At 67.5% G+C, this 19668-nt stretch carries 21 protein-coding genes and 1 pseudogene; 13 read left to right on the top strand and 9 right to left on the bottom strand.

Annotated elements, in window-relative coordinates:
• Positions 1-24: 24 nt before the first annotated feature.
• From BN972_RS08545 to BN972_RS27625, 3 genes are read right to left on the bottom strand one after another with little or no spacing between them, the layout of a single operon-like run.
• Positions 25-1614, bottom strand: a complete 1590-nt coding sequence (locus BN972_RS08545; RefSeq protein WP_099051064.1) for a FadD3 family acyl-CoA ligase — start codon at positions 1612-1614, stop codon at positions 25-27.
• Positions 1615-1631: 17 nt separating this feature from the next.
• Positions 1632-2378 carry a hypothetical protein gene (locus BN972_RS08540; protein WP_036355056.1) on the bottom strand — a complete coding sequence of 249 codons (747 nt, stop codon included), beginning with the start codon at positions 2376-2378 and terminating at the stop codon, positions 1632-1634.
• Between the two features lie 2 nt (positions 2379-2380).
• Positions 2381-3337 carry an FAS1-like dehydratase domain-containing protein gene (locus tag BN972_RS27625; RefSeq protein ID WP_051545142.1) on the bottom strand — a complete coding sequence of 319 codons (957 nt, stop codon included), beginning with the start codon at positions 3335-3337 and terminating at the stop codon, positions 2381-2383.
• 51 nt (positions 3338-3388) lie between these two features.
• On the opposite strand from BN972_RS27625, the gene BN972_RS08525 reads away from it, so the two are divergent.
• From BN972_RS08525 to BN972_RS08500, 6 genes are all read left to right on the top strand, one after another.
• The gene (locus BN972_RS08525; RefSeq protein WP_036355054.1) at positions 3389-4552 is read left to right on the top strand and encodes an acetyl-CoA C-acetyltransferase; all 1164 of its coding nucleotides are present in this window, start codon (positions 3389-3391) and stop codon (positions 4550-4552) included.
• A 14-nt stretch (positions 4553-4566) separates the two neighbouring features.
• The gene (locus tag BN972_RS08520; RefSeq protein WP_036355052.1) at positions 4567-5484 is read left to right on the top strand and encodes an SDR family oxidoreductase; all 918 of its coding nucleotides are present in this window, start codon (positions 4567-4569) and stop codon (positions 5482-5484) included.
• Position 5485: 1 nt separating this feature from the next.
• Positions 5486-7201, top strand: coding sequence for an FAD-dependent oxidoreductase (locus tag BN972_RS08515; protein ID WP_080696740.1), 1716 nt, complete (start codon positions 5486-5488; stop codon positions 7199-7201).
• A 10-nt stretch (positions 7202-7211) separates the two neighbouring features.
• Positions 7212-8462: a cytochrome P450 gene (locus BN972_RS08510; RefSeq protein ID WP_036355049.1), complete on the top strand. Its 1251-nt coding sequence runs from the start codon at positions 7212-7214 to the stop codon at positions 8460-8462.
• A 90-nt stretch (positions 8463-8552) separates the two neighbouring features.
• Positions 8553-8876 (top strand): hypothetical protein, encoded by a 324-nt coding sequence (locus tag BN972_RS08505; protein WP_036355045.1) that lies wholly within the window; start codon positions 8553-8555, stop codon positions 8874-8876.
• Positions 8877-8972: 96 nt separating this feature from the next.
• Entirely contained in the window at positions 8973-9278 is a 306-nt protein-coding gene (locus BN972_RS08500; RefSeq protein WP_051545140.1) for a DUF2510 domain-containing protein, read from the top strand.
• Here the strand turns inward: BN972_RS08500 and BN972_RS08495 are convergent.
• Together BN972_RS08495 and BN972_RS08490 are read right to left on the bottom strand one after the other, a co-directional pair.
• The gene (locus tag BN972_RS08495) at positions 9256-10209 is read right to left on the bottom strand and encodes an alpha/beta fold hydrolase (RefSeq protein WP_036355042.1); all 954 of its coding nucleotides are present in this window, start codon (positions 10207-10209) and stop codon (positions 9256-9258) included. The two genes, BN972_RS08500 and BN972_RS08495, sit on opposite strands and share 23 nt — an antisense overlap.
• 38 nt (positions 10210-10247) lie before the next feature.
• Positions 10248-10574 carry a DUF732 domain-containing protein gene (locus tag BN972_RS08490; RefSeq protein ID WP_036355039.1) on the bottom strand — a complete coding sequence of 109 codons (327 nt, stop codon included), beginning with the start codon at positions 10572-10574 and terminating at the stop codon, positions 10248-10250.
• 100 nt (positions 10575-10674) lie between these two features.
• Between BN972_RS08490 and BN972_RS08485 the strand changes: the two genes are divergently transcribed.
• From BN972_RS08485 to BN972_RS08475, 3 genes are all read left to right on the top strand, one after another.
• The gene (locus tag BN972_RS08485) at positions 10675-11403 is read left to right on the top strand and encodes a Clp protease N-terminal domain-containing protein (RefSeq protein ID WP_036355036.1); all 729 of its coding nucleotides are present in this window, start codon (positions 10675-10677) and stop codon (positions 11401-11403) included.
• Between the two features lie 80 nt (positions 11404-11483).
• Entirely contained in the window at positions 11484-12008 is a 525-nt protein-coding gene (locus BN972_RS08480) for a hypothetical protein (protein WP_036355034.1), read from the top strand.
• Positions 12001-12510, top strand: a complete 510-nt coding sequence (locus BN972_RS08475; protein ID WP_099051015.1) for a GNAT family N-acetyltransferase — start codon at positions 12001-12003, stop codon at positions 12508-12510. The genes BN972_RS08480 and BN972_RS08475 overlap by 8 nt, the downstream gene beginning before the upstream one ends.
• On the opposite strand, the gene zapE is transcribed toward BN972_RS08475, so the two are convergent.
• A complete protein-coding gene (gene zapE, locus BN972_RS08470) occupies positions 12488-13555 on the bottom strand; it encodes a cell division protein ZapE (RefSeq protein ID WP_036356991.1) in 1068 nt (355 codons plus the stop codon). The two genes, BN972_RS08475 and zapE, sit on opposite strands and share 23 nt — an antisense overlap.
• A 33-nt stretch (positions 13556-13588) precedes the next feature.
• Between zapE and BN972_RS08465 the strand changes: the two genes are divergently transcribed.
• Genes BN972_RS08465 through msrB form a run of 4 tightly spaced genes read left to right on the top strand, consistent with a single transcriptional unit; the run spans position 13589 to position 17776 of the window.
• Positions 13589-14389, top strand: coding sequence for a pyrimidine reductase family protein (locus BN972_RS08465; protein ID WP_036355028.1), 801 nt, complete (start codon positions 13589-13591; stop codon positions 14387-14389).
• 35 nt (positions 14390-14424) lie between these two features.
• Positions 14425-15984: an alpha/beta hydrolase gene (locus tag BN972_RS08460; protein ID WP_036355024.1), complete on the top strand. Its 1560-nt coding sequence runs from the start codon at positions 14425-14427 to the stop codon at positions 15982-15984.
• Positions 15985-16013: 29 nt separating this feature from the next.
• Positions 16014-17360: an arabinofuranan 3-O-arabinosyltransferase gene (gene aftC / locus BN972_RS08455; protein WP_051545138.1), complete on the top strand. Its 1347-nt coding sequence runs from the start codon at positions 16014-16016 to the stop codon at positions 17358-17360.
• A 5-nt stretch (positions 17361-17365) separates the two neighbouring features.
• Positions 17366-17776 (top strand): peptide-methionine (R)-S-oxide reductase MsrB, encoded by a 411-nt coding sequence (gene msrB, locus BN972_RS08450; protein WP_036356986.1) that lies wholly within the window; start codon positions 17366-17368, stop codon positions 17774-17776.
• On the opposite strand, the gene BN972_RS08445 is transcribed toward msrB, so the two are convergent.
• The 3 genes and pseudogenes from BN972_RS08445 to BN972_RS28760 form a co-directional block, all read right to left on the bottom strand.
• Positions 17773-18540, bottom strand: a complete 768-nt coding sequence (locus BN972_RS08445) for a class I SAM-dependent methyltransferase (protein WP_036355021.1) — start codon at positions 18538-18540, stop codon at positions 17773-17775. The two genes, msrB and BN972_RS08445, sit on opposite strands and share 4 nt — an antisense overlap.
• Positions 18537-19232 carry a hydrogen peroxide-dependent heme synthase gene (gene hemQ, locus BN972_RS08440; protein ID WP_036355018.1) on the bottom strand — a complete coding sequence of 232 codons (696 nt, stop codon included), beginning with the start codon at positions 19230-19232 and terminating at the stop codon, positions 18537-18539. Before hemQ ends, BN972_RS08445 begins: the two co-directional genes overlap by 4 nt.
• Positions 19233-19237: 5 nt before the next feature.
• Positions 19238-19668 (bottom strand): annotated as a pseudogene (locus BN972_RS28760) (FAD-dependent oxidoreductase); the annotation flags it as partial.

Raw genomic sequence — 19668 nt, 5'->3', positions numbered from 1 at the left:
CCAGATACCGTAAAGACCTTTATATCAATTTGTTGATGGTATGGGAACCGCTGACCGCGCCCATTCGGCCAGCGTCAGCTTGTCCACCTTGTTGGCCGCGTTCAGCGGCAACTCCTCGACCAGCACCACCCGGCGCGGTACCTTGTAGTTGGCCATATGCGTTCGCGCCCAGTCGATCACTTGATCGGGACCCAGCGATGCACCCGACGCGGGCACCACGAACGCCGCGCCTACCTCGCCGAGCCGCTCATCGGGAACCCCCACCACCGCGGCGCGGGCGATACCGGGATGCCCAAGCAACAGGTCTTCGATCTCGGCGGGATAGGCATTGAATCCCCCGACGATGAACATGTCCTTCTTACGGCCGGCGACCCGCAGCCGGCCGTGAGGATCGGCGATGCCGAGATCGCCGGTATGCAGCCAACCGAACTCATCGATCACCTGGGCGGTCGCCACCGGATCGTCCAAATAGCCTCGCATCACGTTGAATCCACGCACAACGATTTCACCGAGCTCGCCCGGCGGCAGCGTCGCGCCGTGCTCGTCCACGATGCGCGCCTCGACGCCGTCGATGACGCGGCCCGACCAGCGCGCGATTACCTCCGGTGCGTCGTCGGGCGAGCTCACCGACACCACCCCGCTCGACTCGGTCAGCCCGTACGCGGTCAGCACCGTCTCGAAGATGTGGTGGCGGCGCAACCGGTGGATCAGTTCGACCGGGATCTCCGCGGCGCCGGTCACGGTGAGCCGCAACGAGGAAAGGTCGCAGTCGCGGCGCTGGTCGAGCAGCGACTGCAGCAACGTCGGCGGCCCGGGCAGCACGGTGATACGTTGCGTGGCAATGAGTTCGCCCAGCCGATTGGCGTCGAACACCGCGACCGGCAGGATCATCGCCCCGCGCATCAGGCAGGCCAGAAAGCCCGCCTTGTAACCGAACGAGTGAAAGAACGGGTTCACAATCAGGTACCGGTCGCCGCGGCGCAGCCCGATCGCCTCGGTGTAGATGCCGAAGCAGCGCAGATTCTGACCGTGGGTGGTCGCAACCCCCTTGGGCCGGCCCGTAGTGCCCGAGGTGAACAGGATGTCGGCGTCGTCGTCCGGGCCCACCGCGTCGATGGCGCTTAGCACGGCGGCGCGCGGCACGGCCTCGCCCGCGTCGAGGAACTCCCGCCACGTCCGCGTTCCGGGTCGCAGCGCCGGACCGCTCAGCACCACCACGGCGCGCAGGTCTGGGAGTTCCTCGCCGCTGTCGCGCAGCATCACCTCGTAGTCCGTGCCGAGAAAACCGTTGACCGTAACCAGGACCCGGGCCCGGCTGGCCCGTAGCACGTGCGCCGCCTCGGCCGCCTTGAAGCGGGTGTTGACGGGGACCAGCACCGCCCCGGCGCCTTGGATGCCCAGCGCCGCGGTCAGCCAGGCACCGCTGTTGGGTGCCCAGATCGCCACCCGCTCACCGGGCGTGATGCCGGCCGCCAGCGCGGCGGCCGTGGCCGCCCTGACATCGGCCGCGAGTTGGATGAAGGTGCGCCGGCTGTCACCCTCGACCAGTGCCACGTCGGCTCCGAAGCGACGGGCCGCCTGCTGGGCGAGTGCCGGTGCACTGCGCCAGTGCACGTCGTACCGCTTACTGATCACGGGTCGGTGCCCACCACCGTCGGTCGGAAGGGTCCGGCGAACAGAACACGGCCGACACCGGTTACGGCGTCAGCCAGCGGAGCGAAGGCCCGGTCCCAGCCCGCTGCCGGATCGTCTTCCAGGAAGCAGGTGACCATCAGCCGCTCCCCCACGCCCGCCACCTCCGGCGCCGCCGGCGGCCACCACGGCTCCTTGGGGCGTGGCGCGAACCCGATCGCCGACGCGACGGCGCTGCCGGCCCATCGATCGCCGGCATAGGCACCGAACAGCCAGTCTCCCAACGCGTCGAGGCTCACCTCGGGTGCCCGCTCGAGGACCAGCCACACCAGCCCCCGGTAACCGTGGGCCAGCGCGAGGAACGGCGGCACACCGTCGTGGTCCCGTGTCCAGATGGCGACCCGGTCGTAGGTGGTGGCGGTCTGCACCGTCTTGTGCTCGTAACGGCTGGCGCCGGTTAGATTCTCGGCCACCCAATGCTGCTGGTCGGCGAGGCGGTCCTGCTGGATCCAGTAGAGCGTCAGATAACGGCCGTCGGTGAGCGGGCCGAAGGGCCCCGAGCCGAACCGAAGCGCCTTGAGCTCATCGGAGGCGACCCAGCGCGCGGCGCCGATGGTCCACGGCGCGAGAATGCCGCCGACGTACATGTGGTCGCGCTCGTACCAGCGGTTGAAGTCGCGCTCGTGTCCCGGCAGCGGCTCGTGCAGCGCGAAGACCGCGTGGCCGACGTCAACCGGTGCGCCCATGATCAGTGGTAGATAGTGGTTCGTTCACTGGTGCGGACCACCTCGCCCCGTTGGTTGGACCACACCGCCCGGTCGACCAGGAACAGCATGGTGCCCAGCCGGCCCTCCTTTTCGTACGCACTGACCAGCGTCACCTCCGAACTGATCACGTCCCCGGGCCGAATGGGTGCCCCATACCAGGTCCGTTGGCCGCCGTTGAGACCGCGGCGGCCCGGTTCGGTGCCCATGCCCCGCATCCACGGGTAGGCCTCCGGGTGGAAGTCGGGGTGCCAGGCGTAGGGGTTGAAGTCGCGCGGCGCGACCAGTCCGCCCCAGGGGCCGAGCGCGGCGACGACAATGTCGAACTGGTCGGCCGGTGGGGGTTCCGGATACCAGATAGCCTGCGCCCAGCGCCGAATGTCGTTGGCGTCCACCGGGAGTGACTCAAGGACCGGTAGCGGCCGACCGAGCCAGCCGATGGTCTCGGGGTCGAGGTAGACACCGGGCGCGCGGCCGGTGTCTACCGAAGGCGCCGGGACACCAGGCATGGCGGGCGGCCCGTCGAACCACACCACCTCGGCGGTGGCGGGGGTGGTTTCGGCACCGTCCTGGTTGCGCACGCCGAGTTCAAGCACCGAGAGTTGCAGTCCGTCGCGCTCGGCGGAGTCGACGACCTGGCCCCATACCGTCAGTTCGTCGCCGGGGAAGTTCAGCGCGCGGAACTGGCAGCTGTACGAGGCGATGTCACCGCGACCGTCGATCCAGCGATGCAGCGCCGCATGCTGATAGCCGACCCGCAGATTGCCCATGCCGAAGATGTCGGGCTGGCCGGCGGCGCGAGCGGCCTCGACCGACATGTGCACATCGATGAACTCGTCGTTGACGGCGGCGTAACGGTTCCAGTGTGGCAGGTCCGTGACGCGGGAAAACGGCGCGAGGCTGACACCCGGCGCCGGACGGATACATTCGGAAGTTGACATCAAGACATTGATATACCAGGCTCGGCATCGAACGCAAGGAGGCGGACGCACATGACCACCACCCGGCCGGCGGCGTTCATCGTCGATGCGGCCCGCACCCCGGTCGCCAAGCGCAACGGCGGGCTCAAAGATGTCCATCCCGCCGACCTCGGCGCACACATCATCCGAAACGTGGCCGACCGCAACGACTTCGACCCGTCAGCGGTGGACGACGTAATTCTCGGAGTGTGCGATCAGCTGGGTCCGCAGGCCGGTGATGTTGCCCGCACCTGCTGGCTGGCCGCCGGTTTGCCCGACGACGTCCCGGGCGTCACCGTCGACCGACAGTGCGGGTCGTCCCAGCAGGCCGTGCACTTCGCAGCCCAGGCGGTGATGAGCGGGACCCAGGATCTGGTGATCGCCGGCGGTGTGCAGAACATGAGCATGATCCCGATTTCGGCCGCCTACACCGCCGCGGAGCGGTGGGGCCTGTCCGATCCGTTCAGCGGCAGCGCCGGCTGGACGGCGCGGTACGGCGCCGAGGAGGTGTCCCAATTCCGGGCGGCCGACCTGGTGGCCGAGAAGTGGCAGCTGACCCGCCCCGAGCTCGACGAGTACGGGCTCGAAAGCCACCGCCGGGCAATCCATGCCATCGATCACGGCTGGTTCGATCGCGAGATCGTGCCGCTGGCCGGCGTCACCGCCGACGAGGGCCCGCGCCGCGACACCTCACCAGAACGCATGTCGGCGCTGTCGCCCCTGCGGCCCGGCGGCACGGTGACGGCCGGTCACGCGTCACAGATCTCCGACGCGGCCAGTGCGGTGCTGATCGCCTCCGAGCGGGCCGTCGCCGACCACGGGCTGACGCCGCGTGCCCGCATCCACCACCTCGACGTGCGCGCCGACGATCCGATCCTGATGCTCACCGCGCCGATCCGCGCCACGCACCGCGCGCTGAGCCGCTGCGGGCTGTCGATCGAGGACATCGACCTGATTGAGATCAACGAAGCTTTCGCCCCGGTGCCGATGGCGTTCACCCGGGAACTGGGTGCGAACCCGGCCGTTGTCAACGTCGCCGGTGGCGCCATCGCGCTCGGACACCCGATCGGCGCGACCGGTACTCGCCTGCTGACCACGCTGCTGCACGCGCTGGAACGCACGTCGGGCCGCTACGGCCTGTTGACCATCTGCGAGGGCGGCGGCCAAGCGAACGTGACCATCATCGAACGAATCTGAAAGGAGATCGCCGCGTGGGTATTTGCGACGGACGCGTCGTCATCGTCACCGGAGCGGGACGGGGCATCGGCGCCGAGCACGCTGTGGAGTTCGCTCGGCAGGGCGCCCGAGTCGTCGTGAACGATCTCGGCGGCGCCCCGGACGGCACCGGCAGTGACAGCGATCCGGCCCACCAGGTCGTCGAGCGGATCACCGCACTCGGCGGCGAGGCCGTCGCCAATACCGACGACGTCACCGACTTCGACGCCGCGCAGCGCCTGGTTGCCACCGCCCTCGACACGTTCGGCCGGCTGGACACCGTCGTCAACAACGCCGGCATGCTGCGCGACCGCATGTTCGTCAACATGAGCCCGCAGGAGTGGGACGAATCCATCCGGGTGAATCTGCGCGGGCACTTCTGCGTCAGTAGGCACGCGGCGGCGTACTGGCGCGATGAGTTCAAGGCGGGAAATGCCGCCAGCAACGGAGGCGCACGCATAGTCAACACCTCGTCCGGCGCGGGACTGATGGGCAACATCGGGCAGGCAAACTACGCCGCCGCCAAGGCCGGTATCGCCGCGCTGACCATCGTTCAGGCCGCGGAACTGGGCCGATACGGCGTGACCGCCAACGCCATCGCGCCCTCGGCCCGCACCCGCCTGACCGAGCAGGTGTTCGCCGACATGATGGCGCAAGTCGCCGACGACGCCTTCGATGCCATGGCACCGGAAAACATTGCCCCGCTTGTCGTTTGGCTGGGCAGCAACGAGTCCGCCGATGTCACGGGCCGGGTTTTCGAGGTCGAGGGCGGCAAGATCTCGGTAGCCGACGGGTGGCAGCACGGGCCGCCGACCGACCTGGGGCGGCGATGGGATCCCGCCGAAGTGGGACCGACGGTGCGTGACCTGATCGAGAAGGCGCCGCCGCCGGCGCCGGTTTACGGGACAGTCTGAGATGGCAACCGACAACGAGTTCGACGTCGTCGTGTTGGGATCCGGTGCCGCCGGGCTGGCCGGTGCCCTGCGCGCGGCGCTGCTCGGGCACAGCGTGGTGGTGCTGGAGAAAAGCCCGACGTGGGGCGGCTCGGCGGCGATGTCGGCCGGCGCGGTGTGGGTGCCGAACAACCCGATGATGGGTCAGGTCGCCATCTCCGACTCCGACGAGGACGCGTGGGCCTACCTGGAGGCGGTGACCGACGGACAGGTGCCGGCCGAGCAGCGACGCGCCTTCATCGACGGCGCCAACCGCATGATCGCCACCTTCGAGGCCGAGACCGACGTCCGGTTCGAACCGGTGCGCGAATATCCGGATTACGACGGCTTCCAGCCGGGCGCCAAGCCGGGTGGCCGTCCGCTCGAACCGCTGCCGTTCGACGGGAACCGACTTGGCGAGGACTTCGCTACCCTGCATCCGTGTTATCCGGGCGAGCTCATTTTCGACCGGTTCATGATGCGCCTCGCCGAGGCGCGGGCACTGATGCAGCCCGGCATCAAACCCAAGCTCGGACTGCTCACCGGGCTGGGTCGTTATGCCCGGCGACGTGATGCGCGGCGACGGTGGCACGGACGCGACCCGTACCTGACGCTGGGGCAGGCGTTGATGGCCCGACTACGCAGCGAGCTGAAGAGCCGCGGGGTGCCGGTGCTGCTCAATATCACGGTGCGGCAATTGATTACGGCACACGATCGGGTCGTCGGTGTCGAACTGGACTCCGGCCGGGCGATCCGGGCGCGCAAAGGCGTGCTGGTGGCCACCGGCGGGTTCGAGCGCAACGACCTGATGCGCAAGCGCTATCAACCGCTGCCCGTCGACGCCCGCTGGACCGTCGGCCATGAGGGCAACACCGGCGACGGGATTGTGTTGGCCACGCAGGTGGGCGCCGATCTGGACACTGCCACGATGGACAACTGCTGGTGGACGCCCGCGGTACTGCCGCCGGGCGAGCCGACCGCGTGGGTGCTGGTGATCGAAAAGAGTTTGCCGTGGAGCCTTTTCGTGGATCGAGATGGCCGGCGCTTCGTCAACGAGGCCAGTAATTACAACAACATCGGTAAGGCAATGTATGCGGCACACCAAGCGACCGGCAAGGCCATTCCGGCCTGGATGATCTTCGATGCCAAGTACCGCAGGAAGTTTCCGATCGGTCCGGTCAAACCAGGCATGCTGCAACCGGACCGCCTCGTCCCCGAACGGCTACGGCCCGGGCACGGCTGGCTGCACAAGGCCGACTCGCTGGAGACGCTCGCGGCCCAGATCGGCGTGCCCGCCACCGACTTCACCGCGACCGTGCGGCGGTTCAACGAATTCGCTTGTCGCGGAACCGATCCCGACTTCCATCGCGGCGAGACACTCAATGATCTGCACTACACCGACCCCCGGGTCAAGCCCAACCCGTCGCTCGGCCCCCTGGACAAGGCGCCGTACTACGCGGTGCAGGTGGTGCCCGGCGACCTCGGCACCAAGTCCGGGCTGCGCACCGACACCTGCGGCCGCGTGCTGGCCGCCGACGGCGCACCAATCGCCGGCTTGTATGCGGCGGGCAATACGACCGTCAGCGTGATGGGACCGTGCTACCCCGGGGCGGGCGGCACCTTGGCGCCGGCCATGACGTTCGCCTTCCTTGCCGTCGAAGCGATGGTGTCCGACATCGTCGCGGCAACGTCCACCTAGGAGCTCCGCCATGCCGAAACCAAACCTGCCCCCGGGATTCGACGTCACCGACCCTGACATCTACGCCGAACGCCTGCCGGTGGCCGAGCTCGCCGAATTACGCAGGGCCGCGCCGATCTGGTGGAACGAACAGCCGATCGGCAAGGGCGGCTACAACGACGGCGGCTTCTGGGTGCTGAGCAAGCATCGCGACGTCAAGGAGGTGTCGCTGCGCAGCGACGTGTTCTCCAGCTGGCAGAACACCGCCATGTCGCGGCACCGGGACGACGCCAGCCGCGAACTCATCGAGATGCAGCGCTTCGTGATGCTGAACATGGATGCCCCACATCACAGTCGGCTGCGCAAGATCGTCTCGCGCGGATTCACCCCGCGCGCCGTCGGCCGGTTGCGCGACGAACTGAATCAACGGGCACAGAACGTCGCCAAGTCGGCCGCGGCCCAGGGCTCGGGGGACTTCGTCGAGCAGGTGGCCTGCGAACTGCCGTTGCAGGCCATCGCCGGGCTGCTCGGGATACCGCTCGAGGATCGGATGAAGATCTTCGACTGGTCCAATCAACTGGTCGGCGACGTCGACCCCGAGTATGGGAATGCCGACAGCCTCACGGCCTCAACACAATTGATTGCCTACGCGATGGAGATGGCGGCCGAGCGCACCAAGAACCCGACCGAGGACATCGTGACCAAGCTCGTGCAAGCCGACATCGACGGCGAGAAGCTGTCCGATGACGAATTCGGCTGGTTCGTACTGATGCTGGCAGTCGCGGGCAACGAGACCACCCGGAACTCCATCACCCAGGGCATGATGGCGTTCACCGAATTCCCCGAGCAGTGGGAGCTGTTCAAGCGCGAGCGCCCGGAAACCACCGCCGACGAGATCGTGCGGTGGGGCACCCCGGTCACGTCGTTCCAGCGCACCGCGCTGCAGGACGTCGAATTGTCCGGCGTCACTATCAAAAAGGGCCAGCGCGTGGTGATGCTCTACCGCTCGGCCAATTTCGACGAAGAGGTCTTCGAGGATCCATTCACGTTCGATATCACCCGGAACCCCAACCCACACCTGGGTTTCGGAGGGCGCGGCGCGCACTATTGCATCGGCGCCAATCTCGCCAGGATGACCCTGGGATTGATGTTCGGCGCGATCGCCGACCACATGCCCGATTTGGCGCCGCTATCCGCACCCGAACGGTTGCGCTCGGGCTGGCTCAACGGCATCAAGCACTGGCAGGTCGACTACACCGGAAAGTGCCCGGTGCCGCACTAAACTTGGGATCGGTAGCGAAGCGTCTTTCTTCTACTTGTTGCAACGACCACGCGGCCGCCGAGTATCGGCGTGTAGATAAGGAGCAGGACAATGAAGCGGATCTTCACCGGAGCATTGCTGTCGGGCGCGCTGGGCCTGGCGAGCCTGGGCGTGGGTGCGGGCAGCGCTCAAGCCGACCCCGGCACGGGCATCTGCAACCAACTTGCCATGTGCAGCTACGTCTGGTGCCCGGGCAGCCCGCTGCCTATGCCGGATGTGGTGTGGGACATGAACGTTTGCCACCACTACTACGGCGGCAGCCTCGGTCATCCAGGAACCGAGGGCGGCATCCCGGTGGGCGCCCACATCCTCGAGGGCGACCCCTCGCCGGCCAACACCTGCATGGGCTCCCCCATCTGCCTGCCGGGACTGTAAAGCGCGAGGCTTTGGAACTGGGGACACAGCTCGGCCACCGCCGAAAACAGCTCCAAGTTCTGGGCCGAGCTCAGTAGCGGGTCGGCCACGCACGGCATGATTGTCATCAACACGAGCGACCGGTTCAAGCGTCGCACCGGTCTGGGGCAGGAGGTATCCCGGGTGGTTACGTTGTTGGTCCTGCTGGTGTTCGGCGCGGTCGCCATCGCCGGTGTCGCCGCGGTGATCGTCGTGCTGGTCCGGCTGGCGGACTCACCCAAGACAGAGTCCTACGTGCCGCACGGTTGGCCCGCTGTCCCTGCGACCGCGCCGGGTTGGTATCCCGACGCCAGCGATCCCACACTGCTGCGGTACTTCGACGGCCGGCAGTGGACGTCGGCTACCCGGCCAGCGACTCAATGACTTTGACCAATTCGCCGGGCGCCTCCCAGTTCAGCGCATGCCCCGCGTCGGGCACGGTGACCAGTCGGGCACCGGGAATGCCGGCCGCCATCCGGCGCGAGTGGCTTGGCGGAGTGGTGCGGTCCGCGGAGCCGACGATTACCACTGTAGGCACGGTGATTTCACCCAGGCGCGGGTAACGGTCTTCGCGGGAGAAGGCCCGCACGATCGGCAGTAGCGGCCCGTGCTCGTCGACGTGCTGCACGAACCCCTCGGTGAACACCGCAACCATCGCCGGCGACGGCCGTGTCCCGCACTGCGCCGCGCCGAACAACAGGGCAATGGTCTTGTTCCGGATCAGCCGCTGCAGGATGCCGTACTGCAGCAACGGGATCTGCACCTTGTTCTGCGGCGCGCCGTCCATCACCCGGCCGGCCCAGGTGGCGCACAGCACCACCCCACGCAGCCGCCGCGCGAAACCGGGGTACTCCAGCAGCGCGCGGATTGTCACGAAGCCACCCATCGAGTGTCCGATCAGCACGGCGTCCTGGACGTCGAAGTGCTCGAGCACCGCGGCGAGGTCCGCGGCCATCTGCTCCGATCCGATCCCGTCGGAACCGAGCGTGGATTGGCCGTGGCCGCGCTGGTCTAGCGCCACCATTCGGAAACCCTTGGCCAGCAGGTCATCCCAGACGACGTTCCATTCCGCGAGGGTGACGGTGTAGCCGTGCACGAGCACCACCGTCGGGCCTTCGCCCGCCGTCAGCGCGCGCAGGACCGTCCCGTCCGGACGACTGATGCGGACTTCCTCACCTTGTGGTTCAGCCAGAAGCTGTTCGCGGGTAAAGGGATCCGGGTTGCTCTCGATCCGCTTGACCAGGGCCCGCGCCCCGCCCCAACCCAACAACCCCGCCGTTGCCAACGCCGCGCCCGCGGCCAGCCCTGCTCTCATCGAAGCCTCCCGACGCTCGGCGGTATCGGCTTCGAGTTCTACTCGCTGCCTTTCGCCGGCAATTTCCCGGGGCAGTAGACGCCCGCGGCGATAGCGGTGAACCTCGCGGCGTTCACCTGCGACAGACCCGGGTTTCCGTCCTGCAGCACCTGGACCACCTCGATGCCGGACTTGCCGCCATCGGCCAGCGTGCAGACCGTCTTGCCGGCGGCGATCGCGCTCTCGGGGTCCTTGTAGGTGATGCCGGCCGCGTCGAGTGACACCAGGAACGCTTGATCCTGATTCGCGTCAGCTCGGGCCGGCGCGGTCAGTCCGATCGCCCCGACCGCCATAGCCGCGCTGGTCAGGGTAAGCAGGAGCCTCATAGCTCTCAGATGGTCGCAGAGCACGGGCCGACGCGCATCTCGAAACGGGCCGTCAACCAGAAGTTGACATCGCCCAGGTCGTCAACCTAACGTTGACGCCATGGTTCAGCCGACTCCCATCGCCCATCCCGTCCGCCTGGATGAGCTCATTGACGCCATCAAGCGGGTCCACAGCGACGCGCTCGACCAGCTCGCCGACGCCGTCCTGACGGCCGAAAGCTTGGGTGAGGTCGCCGATCATCTGATCGGGCACTTCGTCGATCAGGCGCGTCGCTCGGGGGCCTCCTGGACCGATATCGGCAAAGCGATGGGAGTCACCAAGCAGGCCGCGCAGAAGCGGTTCGTCCCCAAAGCCGATGCTGCCCCGCTGGACCCAGAGCAAGGGTTCGCCCGGTTCACCCCGCGGGCCCGCAACGCGGTGGTCGCTTCACAGAACGTCGCCCACGACGCCGGCAACACCCAGATCACCCCCGACCATCTGCTGCTGGGCGTGCTCAGCGACCCGGCCGCGCTCGCCACCGTGCTGCTGCAGCAGCAGCAGGTCGACACCGACGCGCTGCGTCAGTCCGTCGCATTGCCACCGGCGGCATCCGAAGTGCCCGCGCTGATCCCGTTCAGCGGGCCGGCCCGCAAGGTACTGGAATTGACTTTCCGCGAGGCACTCCGCTTGGGCCACAACTACATCGGCACCGAGCATCTGCTGCTCGCCCTGCTTGAACTCGAGGACGGTGCCGGACCGCTGCACGGCGCCGGTGTGGCCAAGGAACGCGTCGAAGCCGATCTGGTCGCCGCGCTGGAGTCGATCGCCGGCGCGGCAAACGAGACCTGAGACTGCCAACCCCTCCCCTTGTCTTCGCCGGGTGTGTAATCATGCGAAGGTCCGCAGCACCGGCAGCCCAGGAGGCAAAGATGCACCGCTGGCTGATCGTCCTTTGCGCGTTCCTCGTCAGCGCGGTGGGCATGCTGTCGGTCGACGCCGCGATCCCGCGCGCCCGGGCCGGCGACGCACCGATCGGACACCTCGGCGACACGCTGCGCATCGACACCGGCACGTATGTCGCCGACGTCACCGTGACCAGCGTCGTACCCGTTGACCCGCCACCAGGATTCGGCTACACCCGCAGCGGCGTTCCGGTGAAAAGCTTTCCGGACAGCTCGGTAGCGCGCGCCGACGTCGTGGTCCGCGCCGTGCGGGTGCCGAACTCGTTCATCCTGGCCACCAACTTCGCCTTCGACGGCGTCACGCCGTTCGCGGACGCCTACAAGCCACGGCCGTGCGATGCACCCGATTGGCTGGATTCCGCTCTGACCAACGCGCCACAGGGATCGGTCGTGCGCGGCGGGGTGTACTGGGACGCCTACCGGGATCCGGTGACCGTGGTAGTCCTGCTGGACAAGAAGTCGGGCGAACACCTGGCGCAATGGAATTTGTAGTCTGCGCGTAGAACTAGCGAGCGCAGCCGACGCCGCCGGCCTCAGTGCCGTAGCCTCGCAGACCTTTCCACTGGCGTGCCCGCCCCACGCGCCCGCCGCGGACGTCGCTGCGTTCGTCGAGGCCAACCTGTCCACGGCCCGCTTCGCCGAATACCTGAGCGATCCACACCGCAGAATCCTCAAAGCCGACGAGGAGCGCCGAATTGTCGGCTACGCCATGCTGATTCGCGAAGCCGACGAGAGCGATGTCAGCGTCGAGCTGTCAAAGCTCTACGTAACGGCCGACTTTCACGGCCACGGCGTGGCCACGAAGCTGATGGATGCCGCGCTCGGTGTGGCCGCCGAGTGGGGCGCCTCGCGGGTGTGGCTGGGAGTCAACCGGCACAACCTGCGGGCGCAACGTTTCTACGCCAAAAGCGGCTTCACCGTCAGCGGCACCAGAACGTTTCGGCTGGGCGCCCACCTCGAGCACGACTACGTCATGACCCGGGCGGCCGGGTAGTCAACGCCAGCAGTCGCGAGGTGGCGCGCAGGTATTTCTTCCGGTAACCGCCGGCCAGCATCTCCTCGCTGAAAATGGTGTCCAGCTTGGTGCCCGAGGCCACCACCGGGATGCCGGCGTCGTAGAGCCGGTCGGTCAGCGCGACCAGCCGAAGGGCGACGCTCTGGTCGTCGATGCGGTGCACGCCGGTCAGGAAGACAGCGGTGACGCCCTCGATCAGCCTCAGGTAGCGCGACGGATGCATGCTGGCCAGGTGCGCGCACAGCGCATCGAAATCGTCCAGCGTCGCGCCCGGCAGGGCGGCGGCTCGGGTGACGACCTCGTCGTCGGACAACGGCGGCGGCGCCGGCGGTAGGTCGCGGTGCCGATAGTCGGGTCCCTCAATTCGGACCGTGGTGAAAATTGCTGCGAGAGTGTTGATTTCGCGAAGAAAGTCCTGAGCTGCGAACCGGCCCTCGCCGAGCTGTTCGGGCAGCGTGTTCGAGGTGGCGGCCACCGACACACCGCGTTCGACGAGCGAGGACAGCAACCGGGAGATCAGCGTGGTGTTCCCGGGGTCATCCAGCTCGAATTCGTCGATGCACACCGCGGTGTAGCCGGCAAGCAACTCGATGCACTCGGCGAAGCCGAACACACCGGCCAGCTGGGTCAGCTCGCCGAACGTCGCGAACGCCTTCGGATTCTCGGGCACTCCCGGCCCGGCGCCAGGCAGCTGGTAATACGCCGACGCCAGTAGGTGCGTCTTGCCCACCCCAAAACCGCCGTCCAGGTACAGGCCGACGCCCGGCAATACCTCCCGCCGGCCGAACAGCTTCTTGCGGCCGGCCCGGCGCGCCACCGCCTGGCGGGTGAACTCCTGACAGGACGCGACCGCGGCCGCTTGGGACGGCTCTGCCGGGTCGGGCCGATAGGTCGCGAAGCTCACGTCGGCAAACGTCGGCGGTGGATGCAATTGGGCGATCAAAAGCTCGGGTGACACCGACGGGTGCCGATCCACCAGCCGGGAAACTGCCGCAGATCCGCCCGAAGAGGTAGACCCGTGCATGCTCGCACTGTAGCGACGTGCTGCAATCGAGCGATGTCCGACTTCGAGGCCGACCTCGCCGCCGGCCAGCACGCCGAGACCTCGTTGCGGCTACTGGGCTCCGAACGCGTTCTCGGCCATCAGGAACTGCATCAGTTCTACGGGTACCCGCCCGAACTGACCGGCAGCTGGGTACGCGCGAACTTCATCGCCAGCCTGGACGGCGGGGCCACCGTCAAGGGACTCAGCGGCGCGCTGGCCGGACCCGGCGACCGGACCCTGTTCGTCGTGTTGCGGGAGCTCGCCGATGTGGTCGTCGTCGGCGCCGGGACGGTGCGTTCGGAGGGTTACTCGGGGGTTCAGCTGAGCAGTGCGCAGCGCGAAGACCGGCGCTCGCGCAACCAGAGCGAAGTCCCGCCCCTGGCGGTCGTCACCAGCAGGGGTCACCTCGACCGCGATCTGGCCGTCTTCACCCGCACCGAGGTGCCGCCGCTGGTGCTCACCTGCGCTTCGGCCGCCGACGCGGCGCGCCGCGAACTCGACGGGCTGACCGCCGAGGTGATCGACTGCTCGGGCAATGATCCCGACAAAATCGACGTGCCCGCCATAGTGACCAATCTGCGGACGCGCGGGCTGCGTCGCATTCTGACCGAAGGCGGCCCGACGCTGCTCGGCGCAATCATCGAGGCCGACCTGCTCGACGAGCTGTGCCTGACGATCGCGCCGCTGCTCGTCGGTGGGTCGGCGCACCGGATCGCGTCGGGAACCGTCCAGCTGCACACCCGGATGCGTTGCGGCCATGTGATCACCGACGAGGCCGGCTACCTATACACGCGGTATACACGCGCTACGTAAAGGACTAGTCGGGCGGTCCCGCTACTGTGGTCGGCATGAATCGGCGCATCACGTCCGCCACGATCGTGATGGCGGTCAGCATTGTGCTGTCCGGATGCGTCCCGGTCTTCGGCGCCGACCCGCGGTTCGCCACCAACTCGGGAGCCCGGCCGCAGGGCGTTTCCACGCCGAAACCGCCGCCCTCCGGTCCGCCGCCGATCGCGGCGCCCAAGAACGATCTGTCCTGGCGCGATTGCACCGCCAAGGTCAATTCCGATGCCGGCGTTCCGGGCGCACCCGGCGTCAAGCTGGAATGCGCGAGCTTCGACGCCGACCTCGACCCGGTCAACGGCGGTTCGGGTTCGGTGAGCGTCGGCGTCGTGCGGGCCCGCTCCGCCAAGACCCCCAAGGACGCCGGGCCACTGGTCTTCACCACCGGGTCCGACATTGCGTCCTCGACCCAGCTCCCCGTCTGGTTGTCGCGGGCGGGCGCCGACGTGCTCGACGCGCATCCGATCGTGTCGATCGACCGGCGCGGCATCGGCATGTCCAGCCCGATCGACTGCCGCGACCGGCTGGATCGGGAGGAGATGCGCGACCAGGCCCAGTTCCAGACCGGCGACGACCCCGTGGCGAACCTCTCCGAGGTCTCCAACACCGCCACTACCAACTGCACCGACACCATCGCGCCCGGCGATTCCGCCTACGACAACACCCACGCGGCAAACGACATCGAGCGGCTGCGCAACATCTGGGACGTGCCGGCTATCGCGCTGGTCGGCGTCGGGAACGGCGCCCAGGTGGCGTTGACCTACGCCGGGTCGCGTCCGGACAAGGTCGCAAGGCTGATCCTGGACTCGCCGGTCGCCCTCGGAGCCAGCGCCGAGGCTGTCGCGGAGCAGCAGGTCAAGGGCCAGCAGGCCGCCCTCGACGCCTTCGCGGCACAGTGCATCGCCGTGACGTGCGCGCTCGGCCCCGACCCGAAGGGCGCGGTCAGTGACCTCCTGGCCCGTGCTCGCAGCGGTCAGGGTCTGGGTCAGGCTTCGGTGGCCTCGGTCGTGGAGGCAATCACCACCGCCCTGGGCTTCCCCGTCGGTGACCGCGTGAGCAACACCACCAGCCTGGCCAATGCGCTGGCCGCGGCCCGCTCAGGTGACATGAACCAGCTGAACAACCTGATCAACCGGGCGGAAGCCACTCAGGACAGCGACGGGCAGTTCGTCAACACCTGCAGCGACGCGGTGAACCGGCCCACCCCCGACCGGGTCCGCGAGCTGGTGGTCGCCTGGGCCAAGCTCTACCCGCAGTTCGGCACCGTCGCCGCGCTGAACCTGGTCAAGTGCGTGCATTGGCCCACCGGTTCGACACCGCAGGCACCGAAGGAACTCAAGGTCGACGTGCTGCTGATGGGTGTGCAGAACGACCCGATCGTCGGCAACGAAGGCGTCGCCGCGACGGCCGCGACGATCATCAACGCCAACGCCGCCAGCAAGCGGGTGATGTGGCAGGGCATCGGGCATGGGGCCAGCATCTACTCGGCGTGCGCTGTTCCGCCGCTGGTCGGTTACCTGGAGAGCGGCAAGTTGCCGGGCACCGACACGTACTGCCCCGCCTGATCCCTGGCCGAGGGCCCGACCGGTTTGCGGTGTACGGTGCGCTGGTGACGGCAGCTGACTCGACCAGAACCGGCCTCCGCGAATCCGTGCAGGCCGCATTCCGTCCCGGCCCGCACAGCACCGCATCGGTCCTGCGGGCGGTGCTCTGGCCCGCGGCAATCATGTCGGTATTGCACCGCAGCATCGTGCTGACCACCAACGGCAACATCACCGACGACTTCAAGCCGGTGTACCGCGCGGTGCTCAATTTCCGGCACGGCTGGGACATCTACAACGAGCATTTCGACTACGTGGACCCGCACTACCTTTACCCGCCGGGCGGCACGCTGCTTATGGCGCCGTTCGGCTACCTGCCGTTCGCGCCGTCGCGTTACCTGTTCATCTCCATCAACACCATCGCCATCCTGGTCGCCGCGTACCTGCTGCTGCGGATGTTCAACTTCACCTTGTCCTCGGTGGCCGCCCCGGCGCTGGTCCTGGCGATGTTCTGCACCGAGACGGTGACCAACACGCTGGTGTTCACCAACATCAACGGCTGCATCCTGCTGCTAGAAGTGCTGTTTCTCAGGTGGCTGCTGGACGGCAGGGCCAGCCGCGAGTGGTGGGCGGGACTGGCCATCGGGTTAACGCTGGTGCTCAAACCGCTGCTCGGTCCGCTCTTGCTGTTGCCGCTGCTCAACCGACAGTGGCGGGCGCTGGCGACGGCGCTGGTGGTTCCCCTGGTGGTGAACGCGGCCGCGCTGCCACTGGTGCCCGACCCGATGGACTTTTTCACCCGCACGCTGCCCTACATCCTGGGCACCCGCGACTACTTCAACAGCTCCATCCAGGGCAACGGGGTCTACTTCGGCCTGCCCACCTGGCTGATCGTGGGGCTGCGGCTGCTGTTCACCGTGATCGCCATCGGCGCACTGTGGCTGCTGTACCGCTACTACCGCACCCGCGACCCACGGTTCTGGTTCACCACATCATCGGGCGTGCTGTTGCTGTGGTCGTGGCTGGTGCTGTCGCTGGCCCAGGGCTACTACTCGATGATGCTGTTCCCGTTCCTGATGACCGTCGTGCTACCGAACTCGGTGATCCGCAACTGGCCCGCCTGGCTGGGGATCTACGGCTTCATGACGCTGGACCGCTGGCTGCTCTTCAATTGGATGCGCTGGGGGCGGGCACTGGAATACCTAAAGATCACCTACGGTTGGTCCTTGTTGCTGATCGTGACGTTCACCGTGCTGTACTTCCGCTACTCCGACGCCAAGGCGGAGAACCGGCTGGACGGCGGGATTGATCCGGCGTGGCTCACCCACGAGGAGGATCGCGCTAGCTTGGAAGCAGCATCCGTGCCGTCACCAGACCTGGGAAGGAGCGGCGCAACGTGACCGACATCGCGCGTCCGAAGCTGCAGCTGTCCGACGACGAGTGGCGCAAACGGCTCAACCCGCAGGAATTCGACGTGCTGCGGCGCGCGGGCACCGAGCCGCCTTTCACCGGCAGGTACACCAACACCAAGACGCAGGGCATTTACCAGTGCCGGGCGTGCGGTGCCGAATTGTTCCGCAGCACCGAGAAATTCGAGTCGCACTGCGGCTGGCCGTCGTTCTACGATCCGTCGAGCTCCGACGCGGTGATCCTGCGTCCCGACCATTCGTTCGGCACGGTCCGCACCGAGGTGCTGTGCGCCAACTGCCACAGTCATCTGGGCCACGTCTTCGCCGGCGAGGGTTACCCGACCCCGACCGACCAGCGCTACTGCATCAACTCGATCTCGCTACAACTGGTGCCGGACCAGGCCTAATCCACGCGGCGAGCGTGCACTTCCCAGAACGGGGCGTGCACCCGCCCGTCCACCAGCCATGGCTCCATGGCCCGGAACCGGTCCAACACCACCTGTACCGGCTCGGCCAGGTCAGGATTGCGCGCCGCCATCTCCTCGATGGTCTGGGCGTTCAGATTGACCTGGTAGGTCGTCGGCCCCAGGTAGGTGATCTCCCAGCCCGCGCCGGGTAATACGTCGCGAAAGTCCTCTTCGGACAACGCCCGCACCATCCGGAAGCCGTTGACATCGTGCTCACCGAACTCGTACATGAACAGCCGCGCGCCGGGCTTGGTGGCCCGGTGCAGCGCCTCCGCGTAGGACTTCTGCATGTCCAGTTCGGTGCTGAAGGTGTGATAGAAGGCGCAATCCACCACGGTGTCGAATCGCCCGTCCAGCCCGTCCAGCTTGGTGGCGTCGGCGACCTGGAAGTCCACCGTCACCCCGGCCTGCCGTGCGTTTTCCCGCGCCCGCTCGATCGCCGCGGCCGAACCGTCGATGCCGGTGGCCGAAAAGCCTTGCGCTGCATAGTAAATCGCGTGGTGGCCGGGCCCGGTGCCGGGATCGAGCACCTCGCCTTTGACCGCGCCGAGCGCGACGAGCTGCTGGACCACCGGTTGCGGGCCGCCGATGTCCCACGGGGTGGCCGCGGGCAGGCCGTGCGCCAGGCGCTGGTCGAGATAGTTGTCTTCGAAGCGGGCGGGGTCTCTGGGGTCGCGGGGGCCGGGCGCGGTCGTCTGGGTCATGGCAGCGCGTTCACCAACTGCTCGACCGCCACCCGCGGCCCGGTGTAGAACGGCGTCTCCTCCCGGGTATGGCGCCTGGCATCGGTGGCACGAAGTTCCCGCATCAGGTCCACGATGCGGTGCAATTCGGGGGCTTCGAAGGCCAGAATCCATTCGTAGTCTCCGAGCGCAAACGCGGGGACCGTGTTGGCACGGACGTCCTTGTACTCCCGGGCGGCCATGCCGTGCTCGGCGAGCATGCGGCGGCGTTCCTCGTCGGGCAGCAGGTACCACTCGTAGGAACGCACGAACGGGTACACGCAGATGTAGTTGCCGGCCTCCTCGCCGGCCAGGAAGGCCGGGATGTGGCTCTTGTTGAACTCGGCCGGCCGGTGCAGTGCCACGCTGCTCCACACCGGCGAGCTGGCCCGGCCCAACGCGGTGGTGCGCCGGAAGTCGGCGTAGGTCGCCTGCAGCGCTTCGACGTTGTCGGCGTGGGTCCAGATCATGAAGTCCGCGTCCGCGCGCAGCCCCGCGACGTCATACAGCCCGCGTACCACGACACCACGCTCTTCCTGCTGTTTGATGAACGTCGCCGTTTCGTCGATCACCTCGGCGCGCTGGTCGCCAAGTTGGCCCGGGCGCACCGAGAACACCGAGAACATCAGGTAGCGGATCGTTGCGTTAAGGGCGTCGAAGTCGAGGCGTGCCATGGCACCTATCGTGCCACTTGCCTGTGCAGCGCCTCGACGACGCTGGTGGCCGCGTTGCCGGCGGCCGCCACACAGGCGGGCACCCCGATGCCGTCCAGGTAGCTGCCCGCCACCGCCAGCGTCGGTGGCAACCCGGCCCGAATCTCGGCCACCAGCGCCGCGTGACCCGGGCCGTATTGCGGCATCGCGTCGATCCAGCGTTGCACGCGCGCGTCGAGGAGTTCGACGCTCAGGCCGAACACGTCGACCAGATCGCTCAACGCCCAGCCCAGCAGCTCGTCGTCGGTGGCGCGCACGGCGATGTCATCGCCGAAGCGCCCGAACGACAGGCGCAGCAACTGGACGTCCCCGCGCCATGCCCCACTTCCCGGGATGGACAGAGTGATCGCCTTGGCGCGCAACGGTTTCGTATAACTTCGTATAATGTATGCTATAC

Source organism: Mycobacterium asiaticum DSM 44297 (genome assembly GCF_000613245.1).
Classification (GTDB): Bacteria; Actinomycetota; Actinomycetes; order Mycobacteriales; family Mycobacteriaceae; genus Mycobacterium; species Mycobacterium asiaticum.
This window is presented reverse-complemented; position numbering and strand designations above follow the sequence as displayed.